This window comes from Streptomyces sp. NPDC023573, from assembly GCF_055559735.1.
The window spans coordinates 330947-347554 of the sequence record NZ_JBVHKB010000004.1 but is presented as its reverse complement, the minus strand read 5'-3'; the positions used below and the strand labels follow the sequence as shown (position 1 = coordinate 347554).

The window sequence follows — 16608 nt, the reverse complement described above, 5'->3', positions numbered from 1 at the left end:
ATGCGGGCGGCGGCCACCACGGCCCGTGCCGGGGGCAGCCGCCCGTGGGGTCGCGCCGGGCGGTCAGCGACCGACGCGGACGCCCTCCCACAGCTGGGTCAGGGACTTCTCGCTGTACTGGTAGCTGCCCGAGACATCGGTGAGCAGCGCCGAGTGACTCGCGAGCAGGCCCTTCATCGCGTCGACGGCCTGGTTCCAGGCGATCTGCTTCTGCGTGTACACCTGGCGGTCCTCGCCCTCCCAGGTGTTCTTGAGCTCCTGCAGCTCGGCGTCCAGGTTCACGAGAATGCTCGCTATCGCCTTGGTCTGCTGGACCATGTCATCGGCGGCATTCTGCATATGGGAGTAGTCGACATAGATGTAACCGTCGCTGAAATCACTCATGTCCGGCCTCGTTTCACGGGGATACGGGAATGTGGGGGCCCGAGGGGGGCGGGATCAGCCCTTCAGCGCGTCGAAGACCGACTGCGACTGGGTGTAGGCCTGGTTGATGGACTCGTTGGACGACCCCTGGGTCATGCCCTGCGTCCGGAGCGTCTCGTTGAGCGTGTCGACCATCTCGCGGACGTTGCGCGAGATGATTTCCGCCTGGTCGTCCCACTGCTTCAGCAGGTCCTGGTAGGCCTTGCCGTCCGATCCCTTGAGGCCGGAGGCGAGGTTGAACTTCATGTTCTCGACGTCCTGCCGGCTGCGCTGGACTCCGGTGAACGCCTGCTCCAGAGCGGTCACGCCGTTCTGTGTGGCGCGTGCTTCCGACTGCTGCATGCCCGCCATGGACAGCACCTCCTGGTGTTGGCGACGACTGGGGGTGTCGCGTCAACCAAACGTAGACAAGAGGCAGTTGAGGCAGCAACGAATTGCTGGGAATTTCCCGATCCGTCGCACTCCATTGGCAACGGCCGCCCCGGGAATTCATTTTCCGTACGCCATTCATTTCCGGTATCCCGTCATTTCGGATCGCAGCGGGCCGCGGTGGTCGAAGAGCGTCCGGCCGCCGCCGCCTCGGGGGTCAGATCCGGTCCGGTCGGCAGCATCGCCAGCAGGGGGGCCGGCAGCCCCTCGGCCGAGCTCGCGGTGTAGCCGAGCGCCTCCGCCGCCTTCTCCGTGCCGATCCGGTACTTCATGCCGGTGTCCGTCACCAGGTAGACCGTGCCGCCCACCTCCCCGCCACCGGCTCCGAGCGCGTGCACCAGCGCCCCGCCGCCCGGCCGGACGGTGATCCGGCCGACCCGCACACAGGCCGGGGTCAGCCCCTCGGCCGGGGCCTGCGCGGCGGTCCCCAGCGCACCCTGCGGGGTGTGCACGACGCTCACCCGCGTACCGGAGCCGTCGGCCTGGATACGCACGCAGAGTGTCCGCCCGTCCTCCAGGGACACCGCTTCGGGCGGAGTCTCCGGGAGCCCTCCGGCATCCGTGGCGGCCGGCGCCCGGTGGTCGGCGAGGGCGTCCGCCCCCAGCTCGGCGGCGGTGGCCGACCGTCCGCCGTACACCTTCTTCCGCGTCTCCGGGTCGCCGAGCACCAGGGCCGCCCCGGTGGCGGTGAGCGGTGCGAGCCCGTCCTCGGTCAGCAGGTGGTAGCGCCCCTGTGCCCCCGGGACGGTGATCCGGAAGACCTCACCGATCCGGGTCTCCCGGCCACCGAGCAGGGGCCCCTTCGCACCCCGGCCCGCGACCTCGGGAGGCGCCAGACCGGGCCCGGACGGCAGGGCGTTGAGGAACGCGGCCGACACCCGCAGCCGGGGCGTGGAGGCGTAGCCGAGCGCTTCGGAAGCTCCGGCCGCACGGTCCAGCCGGAGCTTGCTGCCTCCCCACACCAGGTGATCGGCGCCGTCGGGCCCGCCCACCAGGAGCCCCTGGCCGGCGGGCAGCCCCTGCCCCCCGGCACGCGCCCCGACGGCCAGCGTGGTGGCCGCCGGACCGGTCGTGCTCCCCGAGCACACCTGCCAGGCCCCGGTCTCCAGGTCACCGGCGGCGGGCAGGACGTCCGGGGCGCCGGCGATGCCCACCGGGGTGCCGTGCGGGGTGTCCCGCAGCGAGGCACCCCCGACCTGCGTGGTCTTCATCTCCGCCCCCGCCAGCAGCCGCGCGGACGCGTAGTTGCGTACGGGGCGCAGCCGGCCGGCCAGGTAGAGGTAGCGGGAGCCGGTGTCCTTGTCGACCACCAGAGTCCCGGCCTCCTTCCAGGAGTCCGTCGTGCCGGGCTTCAGGAGCCCGAAGACGAACGCCCCGGCGGACAGCAGCACGGCGATGACGATGCCCAGGGCGATGCCCCGGTTGGTCCGTCCCTGCGGGCTCTCCGGCGCGTCCGGGTCACCCCGGAGCATCCCGGAGGTGAGGCGGCCCATGACGAACATGTGGGCCTGGACCTGATCGCGTTTCGACTGCACGGCGCTCCCCCGGAGTCAGGCGTTGAGGGCGCGCAGGGCGCCGTAGACCCCGAGCACCCAGAGGGTGAGCGGCAGCAGGCTGATCGCGGTGGCCGAGTGCAGCAGCTCCCCGGCCCGGCCCCAGTAGGGCACCAGCCGCCGGCCGGGCACGGTCCAGGAGAGGATCGCGGCGAGCGCGGCGACGGACAGCAGGGTGCCGGCCACCAGCAGCCGGGTCCCCGGCGCGGCCTCCCGGGCCGCCGTGACCGCGAGCAGCAGCGCACCGCCGGCGGCGGGCACCACGAGGGAGAGCCGCTGCCACACATGGCCGAGCCCGCGCGCGTGGAGCGCCAGCAGGACGATCAGGACCGACACCAGGACGACCTCGGGCAGGCCGGCATGACGGACGAGCACCCCCAGGCACCCGGCGCAGACCAGCCCCACGGCCCCGTACAGCGAGGTCATCCACCCGTCCGCGAGCACGGTCCGGTTCGCGACGACTGCGGTGGGGTGGGGCTCGATGCCCTCCTGGAGCTGCTGGGCGTTGGTGGGCAGCGGTGGCATCCGCAGCCCGGACATCCGGAACGACAGTGAGGGGACGAAGGCCCCCAGCACGACGGCGGCCAGCACACAGACCGCGGCCGCCTCCGCCGGAGCGAGGTCCGCGGTGATCATCAGGACGGCCCCGAGGACCCCGAACACGGCGATCACGGCCATGCACAGGAACAGCGCGGCGAAGGCCGCCACCACCGCGAGGGCGAGCACCGCCCCGCCCGTGCCGGCGGCGGAGGCGGCGAGCAGCCGGGGCCCCAGGACGGCCTCGTGGTGCGGGCCGCCGAGGTCGCCGCCGGTCAGCAGCCAGCCGGCCAGCGCCAGATAGGGGCCGGCCATGGAGCCGAGGGCGGCAGCCGCCCCGGCGTCACCGACCGCGCGGCTCGCCGCCGCCGCACCCGCGAGCAGCAGCAGCCCGGCGAGGGCGGCGCACAGCGCGCGGGTCCCGGTGTGCGGTGCGGGGAGCGCGAGGACGACCAGCCCGGCCAGGAGAGCGGCCACCGCGAGACCGCAGAGCGTCCGCCGCCCCGCCGCGGGTCCCCAGCCGTAGGGGCGGCCGTTCATGGTGGTCGAGATGCCGTCCACCAGGTCGTCGAGGTGGACCTCGGGCAGGGCCTCCGTACGGGGCCTGAGGTGGACGGTCTCACCGTCGCGCAGGTCGTACGAGTCGAGGGTGCGTTCCTCGTCGAGCGGCGGGCCGCCGAGGCGTTGCAGGACCCAGCCCCCGTGCTCGATGCCCTCCTCCGCGAGGTCGTCGCCCGCGTAACCGAGGACCGCGGGCAGCAGATCGGCCACCGGTACGTCGGCGGGGACGGCGAGGTCGATGCTCCGGGCGGGTGCGCGGACGGTCAGGCGGCACACTCCGGCCACCTGGGTGTCGGTCATGGGGGCCTCTCTCCCGGGGACGCGGTCGCCGGGGAAGAGGTGCCCGCCCGGGGCCGGTGCGTTCCCGAACGGACGTCTCCACCTGGCGTGTCGGGGGAACGTCCGGGGGATCGTAAGCACGGCTGCCCGCGTCCGGGGGCTCATGGAGGGCGCTGAGGGCCGACCCTCCGCCAGCGTTCACGGCTCCGCCCCTGAGCGTTGTCCGTCCGTTCACGGGCCCCGGTCCATGCTTTCGTCGAACCCCTGTGTGACCTCCGACGATGGAGACCCTTCCTTGAGCGTGGTCCTGTTCCGACGGCCGGCCCGCCGGCGCGGCCCGGAGATGCCCGACGGTGAACTGAGCCTTCAGGAGCCGCCCACACTGCCCGAGGTGGTCCCGGACTCCTCGGCCGTCTGGACCTACCTGCCGATGGCGCTGATGTCCGTGTCGATGATGCTGATGTTCATGCGCCCCGGCATGACGAAGGGCAGCGGCGGCTTCATCTATCTCGCGCTGGGCCTGATGGTCCTGTCCACCGGCGCGATGATGGTCGGCCAGGCCATGCGCAGGAGCAGCGAGCGCAAGGAGCGGCTCAAGGGCGAACGCCGTGACTACCTGCGCTATCTGGGCCAGACCCGGCGCAAGGTCAGGGCGGCCGTCGTCGACCAGCAGCGCGCCCTGGCCTGGCGTCACCCCGAGCCCGCCTCCCTCTGGTCGCTGGTGGGCTCCACCCGGCTCTGGGAACGCCGCCCGCAGGACGAGGACTTCGGCGAGGTCCGGGTGGCCGTGGGGGAGCAGAAGCTGGGCCTGCGGCTGACCCCGATGGCGACGAGCCCCGTGGAGGACCTGGAGCCGCTCGCCGCACACGCCCTGCGCAGCTTCATCCGCGCGTACGCGACCGTCCCCGAGCAGCCCATCGCCATCTATCTGCGGGCCTGGGCGCGGGTGCTGTTCCGGGGCGACGAGGAGCAGATCCGGTCCGTGGCGCGCGCGATGGTGGCCCAGCTGGTCACCTTCCACGCGCCGGACGACGTGTGGGTGGCCCTGTGCGTGTCCGACGAACGGCGGCCGGACTGGGAGTGGGCCAAGTGGCTCCCGCACCACATGCATCCGCAGGAGAGCGACGGCGCCGGCCCGGCCAGGATGTCGGGGGCGGCGTTCAACGAGCTGGAGGACCTGCTCGGCGCGGAGTTCCTGGAGCGTCCGCCGTTCGACCCGGACGCGGCCGCCGGGCGCGAGGAGCCGTTCACCGTGATCGTCGTGGACGGCGGCACCGTGCCCGCGGGCCACCGGCTGGACGGGCCGGGCCTGCGCAACACCGTCGTCCTCGATCTGTCCGGGGCCCTGACCTGGCGCCCCGGGCGGGTCACCCTCCGCTTCGACGTCTCTTCCGACGCCTTCGGCCTGGTCAGGACCGACCGCGACCGCAAGGAGCAGACGACGCTGCTCGGACGCCCCGACGGCTTCGGCCCGACCGGCGCCGCCGCCCTCGCCAAGCGCCTCTCCCCGTACCGCATGGGGACCGGCGCCGACGCCGGGGAGCCGCTCTCCACCAACGTGGAGCTGACCGCCCTGCTGGGCATCGGCGACCTGTACCGCCACGACCCGCCCGGCCTCTGGCAGCGGAACTCCGGCCCTGCCCGGCTGCGGGTGCCGATCGCGGTCGGCGCCGACGGCACCCCGGTGGAGCTCGACATCAAGGAGTCCGCACAGGGCGGCTCGGGCCCGCACGGGATGCTGATCGGCGCCACCGGCTCAGGCAAGAGCGAGCTGCTGCGGACGCTGGTCCTGGCCCTGGCGCTCACCAACTCCTCCGAGACGCTCAACTTCGTCCTGGTCGACTTCAAGGGCGGCGCCACCTTCCTCGGCCTGGACGAACTCCCCCACACCTCGGCCGTGATCACCAACCTCGCGGGTGAGGCCGCGCTGGTCTCCCGCATGCAGGACGCCCTGCACGGCGAACTGATCCGCCGCCAGGAGCTGTTGCGCAGCGCCGGCAACTACGCCTCCGCACTGGACTACGAGAAGGCCCGCGCCTCCGGCACCCCGCTAGCCCCGCTGCCCAGCCTCTTCGTGGTGGTCGACGAGTTCAGCGAACTGCTCTCCGCCCACCGCGACTTCATGGAGCTCTTCGTGATGATCGGCCGGCTCGGGCGCAGCCTCGGCGTGCACCTGCTGCTGGCCTCGCAGCGGCTCGACGAGGGCCGTATGCACCAGCTGGAGAGCCACCTCTCCTACCGCATCGGCCTGCGTACGTTCTCGGCGATGGAGAGCCGCGGGGTCCTCGGGGTGCCGGACGCCTACCAACTGCCGCCCCAGCCGGGCAGTGGCTACCTCAAGTCGGGTGTGGAGGCGCTGACCCGGTTCCGCGCCGCCTACGTCTCGGGTCCCTACCGGCAGCGCGCGGGAGGGGCGAACCAGGCCCGGGTGGCCAGCCAGACCGTGCCATGGACGACGGGTTACGTGGTGCCGCGCCATCTGCCCGCCGCTCCCGACCCCGAGCCCGAACCGGACGAGACCGGCGACACGCTGCTGTCCGTCGCCGTGGAGCGGCTGCTGGGCGCGGGCCCGCCCGCGCACCAGGTGTGGCTGCCACCGCTCGGCCTGCCCCCGACGCTCGACCAGATCCTGCCGCCCCTCACCCCCGACCCCGCTCTGGGGCTGACGACGACGGGCTGGGAGGGGCGCGGACGGCTGCGGGTGCCCATCGGCATCATCGACCGGCCCTTCGACCAGCTCCGCGACCTGCTCCAGGTCGACCTGGCCGGTTCCGGCGGGCACGTGGCCGTCGCGGGCGGCCCGCAGAGCGGCAAGAGCACCATGGTCCGCACGATCCTGACGTCCCTGGCGCTCACCCACACCCCCGACGAGGTGCAGTTCTACTGCCTCGACTTCGGTGGCGGCACCCTCGCGTCACTCGCGGGCCTGCCCCACACCAGCGGCGTCGCGGCCCGTCTCGACAGCGAGCGCGTGGGCCGTACGATCGCCGAGGTCAACACCCTGATGGCGGCGCGCGAGCGCTTCTTCCTGGAGCACGGCATCGACTCCATGGCGACGTTCCGCCGCCGCCGGGCGGCCGGGGAGTTCCCCGAGGAGCGGCACGGCGACGTCTTCCTCGTCATCGACGGCTGGTCGACGGTGCGGCAGGACTACGACCACCACATCAGCACGTTCAACGCGATAGCGGCGCGCGGACTGAACTACGGCATCCACCTCATCGTCACCACCGCCCGCTGGGTGGAGCTGTCCTCGGCCGTACGCGACCAGGCGGCCACCCATCTGGAGCTGCGGATGGGCGACCCCATGGACTCCGGAATCGACATGCGCCGGGCCGCCACGGTCCCCCGCACCCCCGGCCGGGGCCTGACCCGCGAGGGCAAGCTCCACTACCTGACGGCGCTGCCCCGCATCGACGGGGTGGAGGGCGCCGACGACCTCGCCGAGGGAGTGACCGGTCTGGTCGCCGCCCTCCAGGAGTCCTGGTCCGGGCCGCCCGCCCCGCCCGTGCGGATGCTGCCGGCCGCACTGCCCTCCTCGGAACTCCCTCCGGCCGAAGGCGACTTCCGTATGGCGCTCGGTCTGGAGCAGGAGGAACTCTCCACGGTCTGGCACGACTTCAGCGAGAGCCCCCACATGATCGTGGTGGGCGACAGCGAGAGCGGCAAGACCAATCTGCTGCGGCTGACGGCCGAGGCCGTCATGGCCCGCTACACCCCGGCCGAGGCCAGGATCATGGTGGTCGACTACCGCCGCGAGCTGGTGGAGGTGGTCCCCGACGCCTACCGGCTCGGCCACGCCGTCTCCATCGACGCGCTCAAGGACCTCGTCGACGGCGCGGCCCGCGCGGTCCGCACCCGGGTACCGGGCCCCGACATCGCGCCCGCCCGGATGAAGCTGTGCGACTGGTGGACGGGCCCGCGGCTGTTCGTCCTCGTCGATGATTACGACATGCTCGGCACCGGTCCGATGAACGCCCCGTTCGACCCGCTCCTGGACCAGCTGGCGCTCGGCTGGGAGGTCGGGCTGCACCTGGTCGTCGCCCGCTCCGCGGCCGGGGCGGGCCGGGGCCTCAGCGACCACCTGTTGCGCAGGCTCCAGGAGGTCAACACCCCCGGGCTGCTGCTGTCGTGCCCACCCTCGGAGGGTTACGTCTTCGGCAACGTCAAGGGACGCAACCTCCCGCCCGGCCGCGCCACCCGGATCGCCCGCCGCAGGACGGTGCAGATGCAGACGGCCCTGCTGGACGCCCCCTGAGCTACTCGTCCCCGGCCGGGCGCCAGCGCCGCGCCCGGCCCCGGGGCAGCGTCACGCCCACCCCCGCCAGCAGCAGGACCAGCCCGCCGCAGATCCCGGCGACGAGCAGCGCCCGGTCGCGGGGTCCGTCGGACGCCGGCGCCGCCACCTGGGCGGGCGCCGCCTCCGGTACACCGCCGGGGCCGCCGTCCAGCACCGCGGTCATCGCCGCGTACGGGTCGAGCCTGGGCGGCGTCGCCGGATACGCCGCCCCGGTGAGCTGGCGTGCGGTCCCGGCCGCCGTCATCCCGGGGTGCTGCGCCCGGACGAGCGCGGCCGCCCCAGCGACCTGGGCGGCGGCCAGCGAGGCTCCCGAGCCGAGGTAGTGCCCGGCGCCCTTCGGCCCGACGCTGACCACGGCGTCACCCGGCGCGGCGAGGTCCGCCCCGCGCACCCCCGGGGCGTTCGCCGGACGCCCGCCGTCCGGACCGAAGTCGGTGACCGCGACGACCCCCGGGACCGCCGCCGGCCAGTACCAGGGCGCCGCCGGCGCGTAGCCGCCCGGCTCGTCCCGGTCCTCGGCGAGCGCGTCCGGCGCGGCGGGGGCGACGACCAGGGCGTCCCCGGCGGTGGCATGGGCGACCGCCTCGGTCAGCTCCTTCTTCCCCGTGGCGAGCGCCTGCCCGACGTAGACGACCCCGGCCCCCGCGTCCACGGCCGCCCTGATGCCCGCCGCCACCCGGCCCGGCGTGGCGGCCCCCCGCTCGTCGGTGCCGCGTACGGCCAGGATCCGTGCCCGGGGCGCGACGCCCGCCGGGCCCACCCCCTCGATGCGCGCACCGGCGATGATCCCGGCGGCGAAACTCCCGTGGCCCACGCAGTCCTCGCCCGCGTCCCCCAGGGCACGGACCCGTCCGGCGAGCCCCGGAACGTCCGCCCCCACCCCGGTGTCGACCACGGCCACGGTCACCCCGGCGCCCTCGTCCAGCGTCCACGCCCGGGACAGCCCCAGCGCCCGCACGGTCCAGGGCTCCGCCTCGGCGCTGCGACCGGACGCGGCGGCACACGCCTCACCCGGCGCGAGAAGGCTTCGTACGACGGGTAGTTCGACGGTGTCCGCGGCAACCGCAGGCGTGGCGAACGCCGTTGTCAGCAGGGCGGCCGCGGCGGTGAGAGCCGCCGTCGCTCCCGGCCTCGCGGACGCACGGTGGCAGCAGGCTCGTCGCATGGCGCCCACGCTAGGCACCGCAGATGACGTCGGGGCGACGCGTACGGCACAGCGGCGCCACCGGCAACGCCCGTCGTGACACCCGCCGTTCTCCCAGGCTTCACCCGGCGCACACCGAGGCCCTCCCGTCCCGTCCCCCGGCGTCCGGAAGTATCGGACGCGGCGGCGAAGCGAGGGGGTTCAGGGCGTGTCACGGCAGTTGCTCACGGTGTCACCGGAACGACCGAACGGTGGTTTCCGGACGATCGGTGAGGCCCTGGCCGCGGCGCGCACCGGAGCGGTGATCCAGATCGCCCCAGGCCGCTACCCCGAGAGCCTGACCGTACGCAACCGGGTCACCCTCGTCGCCGACGGGGACCCCGGCAGCGTGGAGATATGCCCGCGCCGGGGCAGCGCCCTCGTCCTCGTCGCCGACGCGGTGATGCTCACCGACCTCACTCTGCGCGGCGGCGCCGACGACCTCCCCGTCGTGGACGCGCCGCGCGGCCAGCTCGGCATGGACGGCTGCACCGTCCACGGGTCGGGGTGGACCGCCGTCCTGGCGAGGGAGACCGGAGCGCTCGCCCTGCGGGGCTGCCGCATCACCAACCCGGCGGGCGCGGGCATCGTGGACATGTCCCCCGCGGGCAGCGTCGTCGCGGACTGCGTCGTGGAGAACCTGGGGACCTCGGGTGTGGTCCTCAGCGAAGAGGCCCGTACGACGGTGCGCGGCTGCCGGATCCGCGACACCCGGGGCAACGGCGTCCTCGCCAACGGCTCGGCGCAGGGGGTCGTCGAACACTGCGACATCTCCGGTGCGCGCAAGCCCGCCGTCGCCCTGGAGGGCAGCAGCTCGACCCAGGTCCTCCGGACGACCGTGCACGACACGGCCGTCGGCGTCTACATCACCAGCGACGCCCGCCCCGCCCTCGAAGAGGTGACCGTCCTGGACACCACGGGGCTCGGGATCGCCCTCGCCTCGGGCGCCGACCCCGAACTGCGCCGCTGCCGGACCCAGCGCACCGGGGGCGGCGGTCTCGCCGTCTCGGAGCGCTCCCGGGGCACCTTCGACGGCTGCGACTTCGACGCCTCGGCCGCACCCGCCGTCCTCGTACGCGGGTCGAGCACCCCGATGTTCACGACCACGGCCGTCCGCGACTGCGCGGCGGGCACCGGCACTTCCGGGGCGGTCGTCCTGGAGGACGACTCGCTGGCGGAGTTCGACGGACTCGACGTCACGGACCCGGTGGGGACGGGCATCCTGATCCGCTCCGGCGCCCAGCCGCTGCTGCGCCGGGCGCGGATCACCTCGCCCGGTGGCCACGGGGTCGAGGTCGTGGAGGACGGCCGCGGCAGGCTGGAGTCCTGCGAGGTCCGTGGTGCGGGCAAGGCCGGGGTCCGGGCCGCCGAAGGAGGCCGGCCGGAGCTCGGCGACACCACCGTGGAGGCCAGTGGTGAGGCAGGCGTCCTCGTCGGCCCGCAGGCGGCCGTCACCCTGCGGGACGGCAGCGTCCGGTCCTCCGCCGCGTCCGGCGTCCTCGTCGAGAACGGCGGCGAACTGAACGCCCTGCGCGTCCACTTCACCGGCTCGGGCGCGCACGGCGTGCTGCTGGCGGCCGGGGCGCGGGCATCCCTGGACGACTGCCGGGCCGACGCGAACGTGGGCGACGGCATCCGCGTCGACACCGCCGAAGCGGTCACCGTCACCGGCTGCGCCGTACGCGACAACCGCGGCGCGGGCCTGCGCCGGACCACGCCGGGTGACCGGCTCGTCGTCGAGCACCTGATCAGTGCCGACAACGCGCTCCCCGACTCCTGGGGCGAATCGGACGGCACCGTACCGGGTCAGGCCGGCGCAACCGGGCGCAAGGCCTCGCCCCCGCCACCGGCCGGCCCCCTGGAGGAGCTGGAGTCACTGATCGGCCTCTCCGACGTCAAGCACCAGGTCCGCACCCTCGTCCACCTCAACCAGCTGGCCCAGCGGCGTGCCCGCCTCGGCATGCCTGCCCCGCCCATGAGCCGCCACCTGGTCTTCTCGGGCCCGCCCGGAACCGGCAAGACCACCGTCGCCCGGCTCTACGGCGGGATCCTCACCGACCTCGGCGTCCTGCGCTCAGGACACCTGGTGGAGGTCTCCCGCGCCGATCTGGTGGCACAGATCATCGGCGGCACCGCCATCAAGACGACCGAGGCCTTCAACGAGGCCCTCGGCGGGGTCCTGTTCATCGACGAGGCGTACACCCTGCTCTCCGACAGCAAGGGGTCCGGCGCCGACTTCGGCAAGGAAGCCGTCGACACGCTGCTCAAGCTCATGGAGGACCACCGCGACGACGTCGTCGTCATCGCCGCCGGCTACACCGGCGAGATGGACTCCTTCCTCACGTCCAACCCCGGTCTGGCCTCCCGCTTCACCCGCACCGTAGAATTCGCCAACTACTCGGTCGAAGAACTCGTCACCATCACCGAGTCCATGTGTGAGACCCACCGCTACGAGCTGGACCCGCGCACGCTCGACGCCCTCGCCGCGCACTACACGTCCATGACCCGTGACGCCTCCTTCGGCAACGGCCGGGCCGCCCGCCGTGTCTTCGAGGAGATGGTCGACCGCCAGGCCTTCCGGCTGAGCAGCATGGCCGAACCCGCCGAGAGCGACCTGTCGATGCTCCTGCCGGACGATGTGGCTCCGCCCGCCGATCCCGCGAGTGGTGCGTCGGACTCCACCGAACTCCTCTCCCGGCTCGACTCGATGGTCGGTCTTGCAGCGGTCAAACGCGAGGTCAACGACCTGGTGTCCCTCCTGGACTCCTCCCGCCGCCGCAAGGCGGCCGGTCTGCCGACACCCAAGGTCAGCCACCACCTGATCTTCTCCGGGCCTCCCGGCACCGGTAAGACCACCGTGGCCCGCCTCTACGCCGGGCTCCTGCACTCTCTGGGGGTACTTCCCCGGGGCCAGCTCGTCGAGGTGGCACGCGCGGACCTGGTCGGACGTTACGTCGGCCACACCGCGCAGCTCACCAAGGAGGTCTTCGAAAGCGCCCTGGGTGGTGTGCTGTTCATCGACGAGGCCTACACCCTCACTCCCGAGGGGGCGACCTCCGACTTCGGCCGAGAGGCCGTGGAGACTCTGCTCAAGCTGATGGAGGACCACCGTGACGACGTCGTCGTCATCGCGGCCGGCTACACCCACGAGATGCGGCGCTTCCTGGATTCCAACCCGGGTCTCGCCTCACGCTTCTCGCGCACCGTGGAATTCGAGCACTACAGCACCGACGAACTCGTCGGCATCATGGCCCGGCACGCCGCGGACTCAGGATACGACTGCCCGGACGACACGCTCAAGGCCCTGCACAGCTATGTGGACGCGCTTCCGCGTGACGCCTCGTTCGGCAACGCGCGTACCTCGCGGCAGATCCTCGACCGCATGACCACGCACCAGGCACGCAGGCTCTCCGTACTGGACTCGCCGGCTCTCGACGTGCTGCGCCGGCTGCTTCCCGAGGACGTTCCGGCCCTGCCGGGTCGCTGAATCACCGCGGTCGTCATGGTTCAGGCGTCCAGTCGGAGGTGCTGGCCGGGGAAGATGAGGTGCGGGCCGTGGTCCAGGGCGTCGCGGTTCAGTTCGTACAGCGCGGGCCAGCCACCGGACACGTCCGCACGCTCGGCGATCACCGAGAGGCAGTCACCGGGCTCGACGACGTACGTCTCCGCGTCGGCGAGGTCTTCGTCGTAGTGCGTCCTGCCGCTGTCGCCGGCGGTGCTGTCGTCGCTGTCCTGCGTGCTGCCCGACGTGTTCCCGGACGACGTGTTCCCGGATGAGGTGCTGTTGGACGACGTGTTGCCGGACGACGTGCTGCCGGACGAGCCGCTGTTCGAACTACCGCTCGACTGGCGCTCAGGGGCCGCCTGCGCCGTGTCGTTCCCGTCGACACCGCCACTGGCGCCGCTGCCGGACGAGGAACTCGACGTACCGCCGGCGCCGAGGCGTCCGCAGGTGGGCCAGGCGCCCATTCCCTGCCCGCGGGCGACGCGTTCACCGACGGCGATCTGCTCGGCCTTCGTTGCGAGGTCGGCGCGGGGTGCGTACTTCGCGCCACCGTAGGCCCGCCAGGTGGACGGGGAGAACTGGAGGCCGCCGTGGTAGCCGTTGCCGGTGTTGATGTCCCAGCGCCCGCTGCTCTCGCACTCGGCGATGCGGTCCCAGTCGGTACCCGCCGTGACGGTCGGCGCGATGACGGCCCGGGCGGGGGCGGCCTGCGCCGGTACGGCCTGGGCGGGTGCCTGGGCAGGTGCCTGGGCGGGGGCGTCGGCGGCGCTGCGGCCGGCGAGGCCGAGCACGCTCAGGAGGACGAGCAGAAGGGCGAGCACCGATTCGACGGGCCGCTTGGCGAGGGGTGATGCCGGCATGACGGTATTTCCTCCGCTGTGCTCCGGAAGGTGTGCAAGGGCACGAACAGATAAGCCGCCGATATTCTTTTCCTTGGGCTTTGACGCGTTCAACGCCCGCACATTCACTCGGGTGGAGGGTCCTTCATGGCACTGTTCGGTAACGCGCACACCGTCGATCCGGCGGCCGCGCAGCGTGACTACGCCCGGCTTCTCGGCCAGGGGGAGCAGGTGCACGCCGCGTATCTCCTGATCCGCGACACGATCCTCTTCACCGACCGCAGGCTCGTCCTCATCGACAAGCAGGGGATCACCGGCAAGAAGGTGGAGTACCACTCCGTCCCGTACCGGAGCATCACGCACTTCGCGGTGGAGACGGCGGGGACCTTCGATCTGGACGCCGAGCTCAAGATCTGGATATCCGGGTCCGCGACACCGATCCAGAAGACGTTCACCAAGGGCGTCGACATCTACGAGGTGCAGGCCGTCCTCACCCAGTACGTCGCGCGCTAGCCCGGTCCCGCAGCACGGCCATTTCGGCCCGGATGGCGGGCAGCCGGGCATAGAGCGCTTCGCCCGGGCAGTACGTCGAGAAGGTGTCGCGGTGGCCGGCCACGGCGTGGAGGTGGACCACCTCACCGCGCCGGTAGAGGCTGTCGTCGTTCGTCGATACCAGTCGAACGAAGCCCCGCGGGTCGACGGCCCGGTCCAGTTTCCACGCGCCGACCTTCGCGATCCCCTCGATGAGCGCCTTCGGCACCGGCACGCCGGGGCCGAAGGTGCCGAGGGCCGCGATGCCCACACTGTGCGCGTTGAACCCGGTGGTGTGTGCCCCGCGCACGGAACGCCCGACACCGCCCGCCCTGCCCTCGTACACGGTCCCGCAGCGGTCGACGACGAAGTTGTAGCCGATGTCGTCCCAGCCCTCGCCCCGGACGTGCATCTCCTCCATCGCCCGGAGCATCCTGGGGGCGTCGGCGCAGTCGTAGCTGTTGGTGTGACCGGTGTGGTGGACGAAGACGGCATTCACCGTCCCCGTGTACACCGCGTCCTCCTTCACCAGGCTCTCGTCCGCGTGCCACTCGGCCCGGCTGACGATCGCGGGCCGGGGGGCGGCGGGCTGCGCGGCGGGCTTCGCGGTGGCCCGATCGGGCGCGGCAAGGCGGACCGGCGCATCCCGGAGGACCAGGAACGCCAGCGGCACGACCATGGCGCCCACGGCGGTTCGGCGAAGCCACATAGGGCCACCATGCGGGCTGACCAGCGGCTTCGCAGGCGCCCACGCCCAGTCGGGTGACCCCGCGCCGGCCCGGCCCGCGCACCGTCCTGCCGGTCAGGAGACGGCGACCGCCTGCTGCTGCTCGATGATGCGTGCGGCGCGGTGGGGGGAGGTGTCGAGCCGGGCCAGGACACCCGGGACCGCGTTGTTGGGCAGGATGAGCTCGAAGAGCGCGGATATCTCGGCGACCAGGTCCGGGGGCTCGGCCATGGACTCGGTCACCAGCTGGACCCCGGTCCACGCCCCGACGACCAGCCGGGATGTGACCTCCGGATCGACGTGCGGAAGGAGCTCGCCGCGTTCCTTGGCCTCGGTCAGCATCTCCGTCCCGAGAGCGATCCAGTCAGGCCAGCGGGTGCCGAAGAGCCCGCGCGCACGCGGATCCACGGACAGCCGGATCGAGGCACTGAGCAGGGGTTCCCGTGGCAGCCGGTAGGCGAGCAGGAGGGCCATGTCCACCCACTCCTGCAGCTTGAAGGTCTGCGGGGTCACCCCGTCCGACGTCACCGCCTCCAGGAGGACGCCACGGGCCAGCTCCTCCTTCGACGTGAAGTGGAAGTAGAGGGCACCCCGCGTGAGACCTGCCCGGTCGAGGATCGCGGCGATGGTGGCGGCGTCGTAACCGTGCTCGTCGAAGACCTCGGCGGCCGCCTCGAGAAAGATCCGGCGCGTGCGGATCGCCCGTTGCTGTCGTGCCAACTCGCGCTCCCCTTTGAACGTTGCAGGACGCTACTTCAAAAAGTACCGGTGAACCGGTATCATATCAGCGCCGTAATGCCCATTTTGCGCCATGTCCGGGAGGACCGTGCCCGACATACCCGCTGTTCCGTGCCCGCCGCTCACTGCGGCCGAGGGACGGAACGGCATCCGCAAGGAGTACGTCCACCTCGGACGTTCCGACATGGTCCTCCTCACGTCCTGGCGGCGCGAGGAAGATGGCGAGTTCTCGCTGTCCGCGACATGGCCGGCTCCTGCCGCCGGCCTCCCCTACGACCCGCGGATGCTCACGCAGACCGTCCGGCAGAGCGGCCTGACCATCGCGCACGCAGCGTACGGCGCGCCCCTCTCCGATCACACCTTGCTGAACTACTTCGACTTCACCGTCGCCCCCGGGTTCGAGGTGCCATCCGGGGAGCCCAGCCCCCTCACGGTCGAGGTCACGGTCAAGAGCACCAAGGAGCGCGGCAGGAAAGTCACTTCGCTCGACATGGAGTTCCGCATCCTCCAGGGTGGCAGCGTGGTGGTCCGCGCGGAATCCGAGTTCGGCTGGCTCCCCACGCGCGTCTACCGACGGCTTCGCGGCGAACACTTCACCGTCGACTGGAACGCATGGCCGCTGCCCGCCCCGGTCGACCCCCGGACCGTCGGCCGGGCCGCCCCGGCCGACGTGGTCCTGGCTGCCGGACACCGGCCCCGTCAGTGGCAGTTGCGCAACGACGTGGACAACACCGTGCTCTACGACCACCCCGTCGACCACGTCCCGGGCCTCGCTCTGATGGAGGCTGCCGACCAGGCCGCGCGCGGGGCCCTTCACCCCGCACGCTTCGAACCGACCGCCGTCACGAGCACGTTCGAACGGTACGCCGAGTTCGACAGCCCCTGCTGGGTCACCGCCGAGATCCTGCCTGCCGCCCCCGGAGAGTCCTCGGTACTGGTCACGACGGAACAGGACGGGGAAACGGTCTTCCGGAGCCGGCTGACAGGTCCCTGCGGCTGACGCGGC

At 72.5% G+C, this 16608-nt stretch carries 12 protein-coding genes; 4 read left to right on the top strand and 8 right to left on the bottom strand.

The genetic code is table 11. From position 1 onward, the window contains the following. Positions 1-63 precede the first annotated feature (63 nt). From ACZ32T_RS15505 to eccD, 4 genes are all read right to left on the bottom strand, one after another. Complete coding sequence (locus ACZ32T_RS15505) at positions 64-384, bottom strand: WXG100 family type VII secretion target (protein WP_356709331.1); 321 nt, start codon at positions 382-384, stop codon at positions 64-66. Positions 385-438: 54 nt separating this feature from the next. Further along, positions 439-774, bottom strand: coding sequence for a hypothetical protein (locus ACZ32T_RS15500; RefSeq protein WP_467272091.1), 336 nt, complete (start codon positions 772-774; stop codon positions 439-441). Positions 775-947: 173 nt separating this feature from the next. Beyond that, the gene (eccB, locus tag ACZ32T_RS15495) at positions 948-2387 is read right to left on the bottom strand and encodes a type VII secretion protein EccB (RefSeq protein WP_467272089.1); all 1440 of its coding nucleotides are present in this window, start codon (positions 2385-2387) and stop codon (positions 948-950) included. Between the two features lie 15 nt (positions 2388-2402). Then, entirely contained in the window at positions 2403-3803 is a 1401-nt protein-coding gene (gene eccD / locus ACZ32T_RS15490) for a type VII secretion integral membrane protein EccD (protein WP_467367254.1), read from the bottom strand. A 280-nt stretch (positions 3804-4083) separates the two neighbouring features. Between eccD and eccCa the strand changes: the two genes are divergently transcribed. Then, positions 4084-8037, top strand: coding sequence for a type VII secretion protein EccCa (gene eccCa, locus ACZ32T_RS15485; protein WP_467367592.1), 3954 nt, complete (start codon positions 4084-4086; stop codon positions 8035-8037). 1 nt (position 8038) lies between these two features. On the opposite strand, the gene ACZ32T_RS15480 is transcribed toward eccCa, so the two are convergent. Next, entirely contained in the window at positions 8039-9244 is a 1206-nt protein-coding gene (locus tag ACZ32T_RS15480; RefSeq protein ID WP_467367252.1) for a S8 family serine peptidase, read from the bottom strand. A gap of 187 nt (positions 9245-9431) precedes the next feature. Between ACZ32T_RS15480 and ACZ32T_RS15475 the strand changes: the two genes are divergently transcribed. Continuing rightward, a complete protein-coding gene (locus ACZ32T_RS15475) occupies positions 9432-12749 on the top strand; it encodes a right-handed parallel beta-helix repeat-containing protein (RefSeq protein WP_467367250.1) in 3318 nt (1105 codons plus the stop codon). 20 nt (positions 12750-12769) lie between these two features. On the opposite strand, the gene ACZ32T_RS15470 is transcribed toward ACZ32T_RS15475, so the two are convergent. Then, positions 12770-13627, bottom strand: a complete 858-nt coding sequence (locus tag ACZ32T_RS15470) for a transglycosylase family protein (RefSeq protein WP_467367248.1) — start codon at positions 13625-13627, stop codon at positions 12770-12772. A 126-nt stretch (positions 13628-13753) separates the two neighbouring features. Here ACZ32T_RS15470 and ACZ32T_RS15465 point away from each other — a divergent pair, with 126 nt between their 5' ends. Next, positions 13754-14119, top strand: coding sequence for a PH domain-containing protein (locus tag ACZ32T_RS15465; RefSeq protein WP_356709317.1), 366 nt, complete (start codon positions 13754-13756; stop codon positions 14117-14119). Here the strand turns inward: ACZ32T_RS15465 and ACZ32T_RS15460 are convergent. Together ACZ32T_RS15460 and ACZ32T_RS15455 are read right to left on the bottom strand one after the other, a co-directional pair. After that, on the bottom strand, positions 14097-14846 hold the full coding sequence (locus ACZ32T_RS15460; RefSeq protein ID WP_467272078.1) for a peptidoglycan recognition protein family protein: 750 nt from the start codon (positions 14844-14846) through the stop codon (positions 14097-14099). The genes ACZ32T_RS15465 and ACZ32T_RS15460 overlap by 23 nt on opposite strands. Before the next feature lie 93 nt (positions 14847-14939). Beyond that, positions 14940-15584 carry a ScbR family autoregulator-binding transcription factor gene (locus tag ACZ32T_RS15455; protein ID WP_356709313.1) on the bottom strand — a complete coding sequence of 215 codons (645 nt, stop codon included), beginning with the start codon at positions 15582-15584 and terminating at the stop codon, positions 14940-14942. Positions 15585-15690: 106 nt separating this feature from the next. On the opposite strand from ACZ32T_RS15455, the gene ACZ32T_RS15450 reads away from it, so the two are divergent. After that, complete coding sequence (locus ACZ32T_RS15450) at positions 15691-16602, top strand: ScbA/BarX family gamma-butyrolactone biosynthesis protein (protein WP_467272075.1); 912 nt, start codon at positions 15691-15693, stop codon at positions 16600-16602. Positions 16603-16608 lie beyond the last annotated feature (6 nt).

Coding starts and splice junctions, on each gene's coding strand:
- eccD (WP_467367254.1), bottom strand. CDS start 3,803: ATGACCGACACCCAGGTGGCCGGAGTGTGCCGCCTGACCGTCCGCGCA.
- ACZ32T_RS15480 (WP_467367252.1), bottom strand. CDS start 9,244: ATGCGACGAGCCTGCTGCCACCGTGCGTCCGCGAGGCCGGGAGCGACG.
- ACZ32T_RS15500 (WP_467272091.1), bottom strand. CDS start 774: ATGGCGGGCATGCAGCAGTCGGAAGCACGCGCCACACAGAACGGCGTG.
- ACZ32T_RS15465 (WP_356709317.1), top strand. CDS start 13,754: ATGGCACTGTTCGGTAACGCGCACACCGTCGATCCGGCGGCCGCGCAG.
- ACZ32T_RS15460 (WP_467272078.1), bottom strand. CDS start 14,846: ATGTGGCTTCGCCGAACCGCCGTGGGCGCCATGGTCGTGCCGCTGGCG.
- ACZ32T_RS15470 (WP_467367248.1), bottom strand. CDS start 13,627: ATGCCGGCATCACCCCTCGCCAAGCGGCCCGTCGAATCGGTGCTCGCC.
- ACZ32T_RS15505 (WP_356709331.1), bottom strand. CDS start 384: ATGAGTGATTTCAGCGACGGTTACATCTATGTCGACTACTCCCATATG.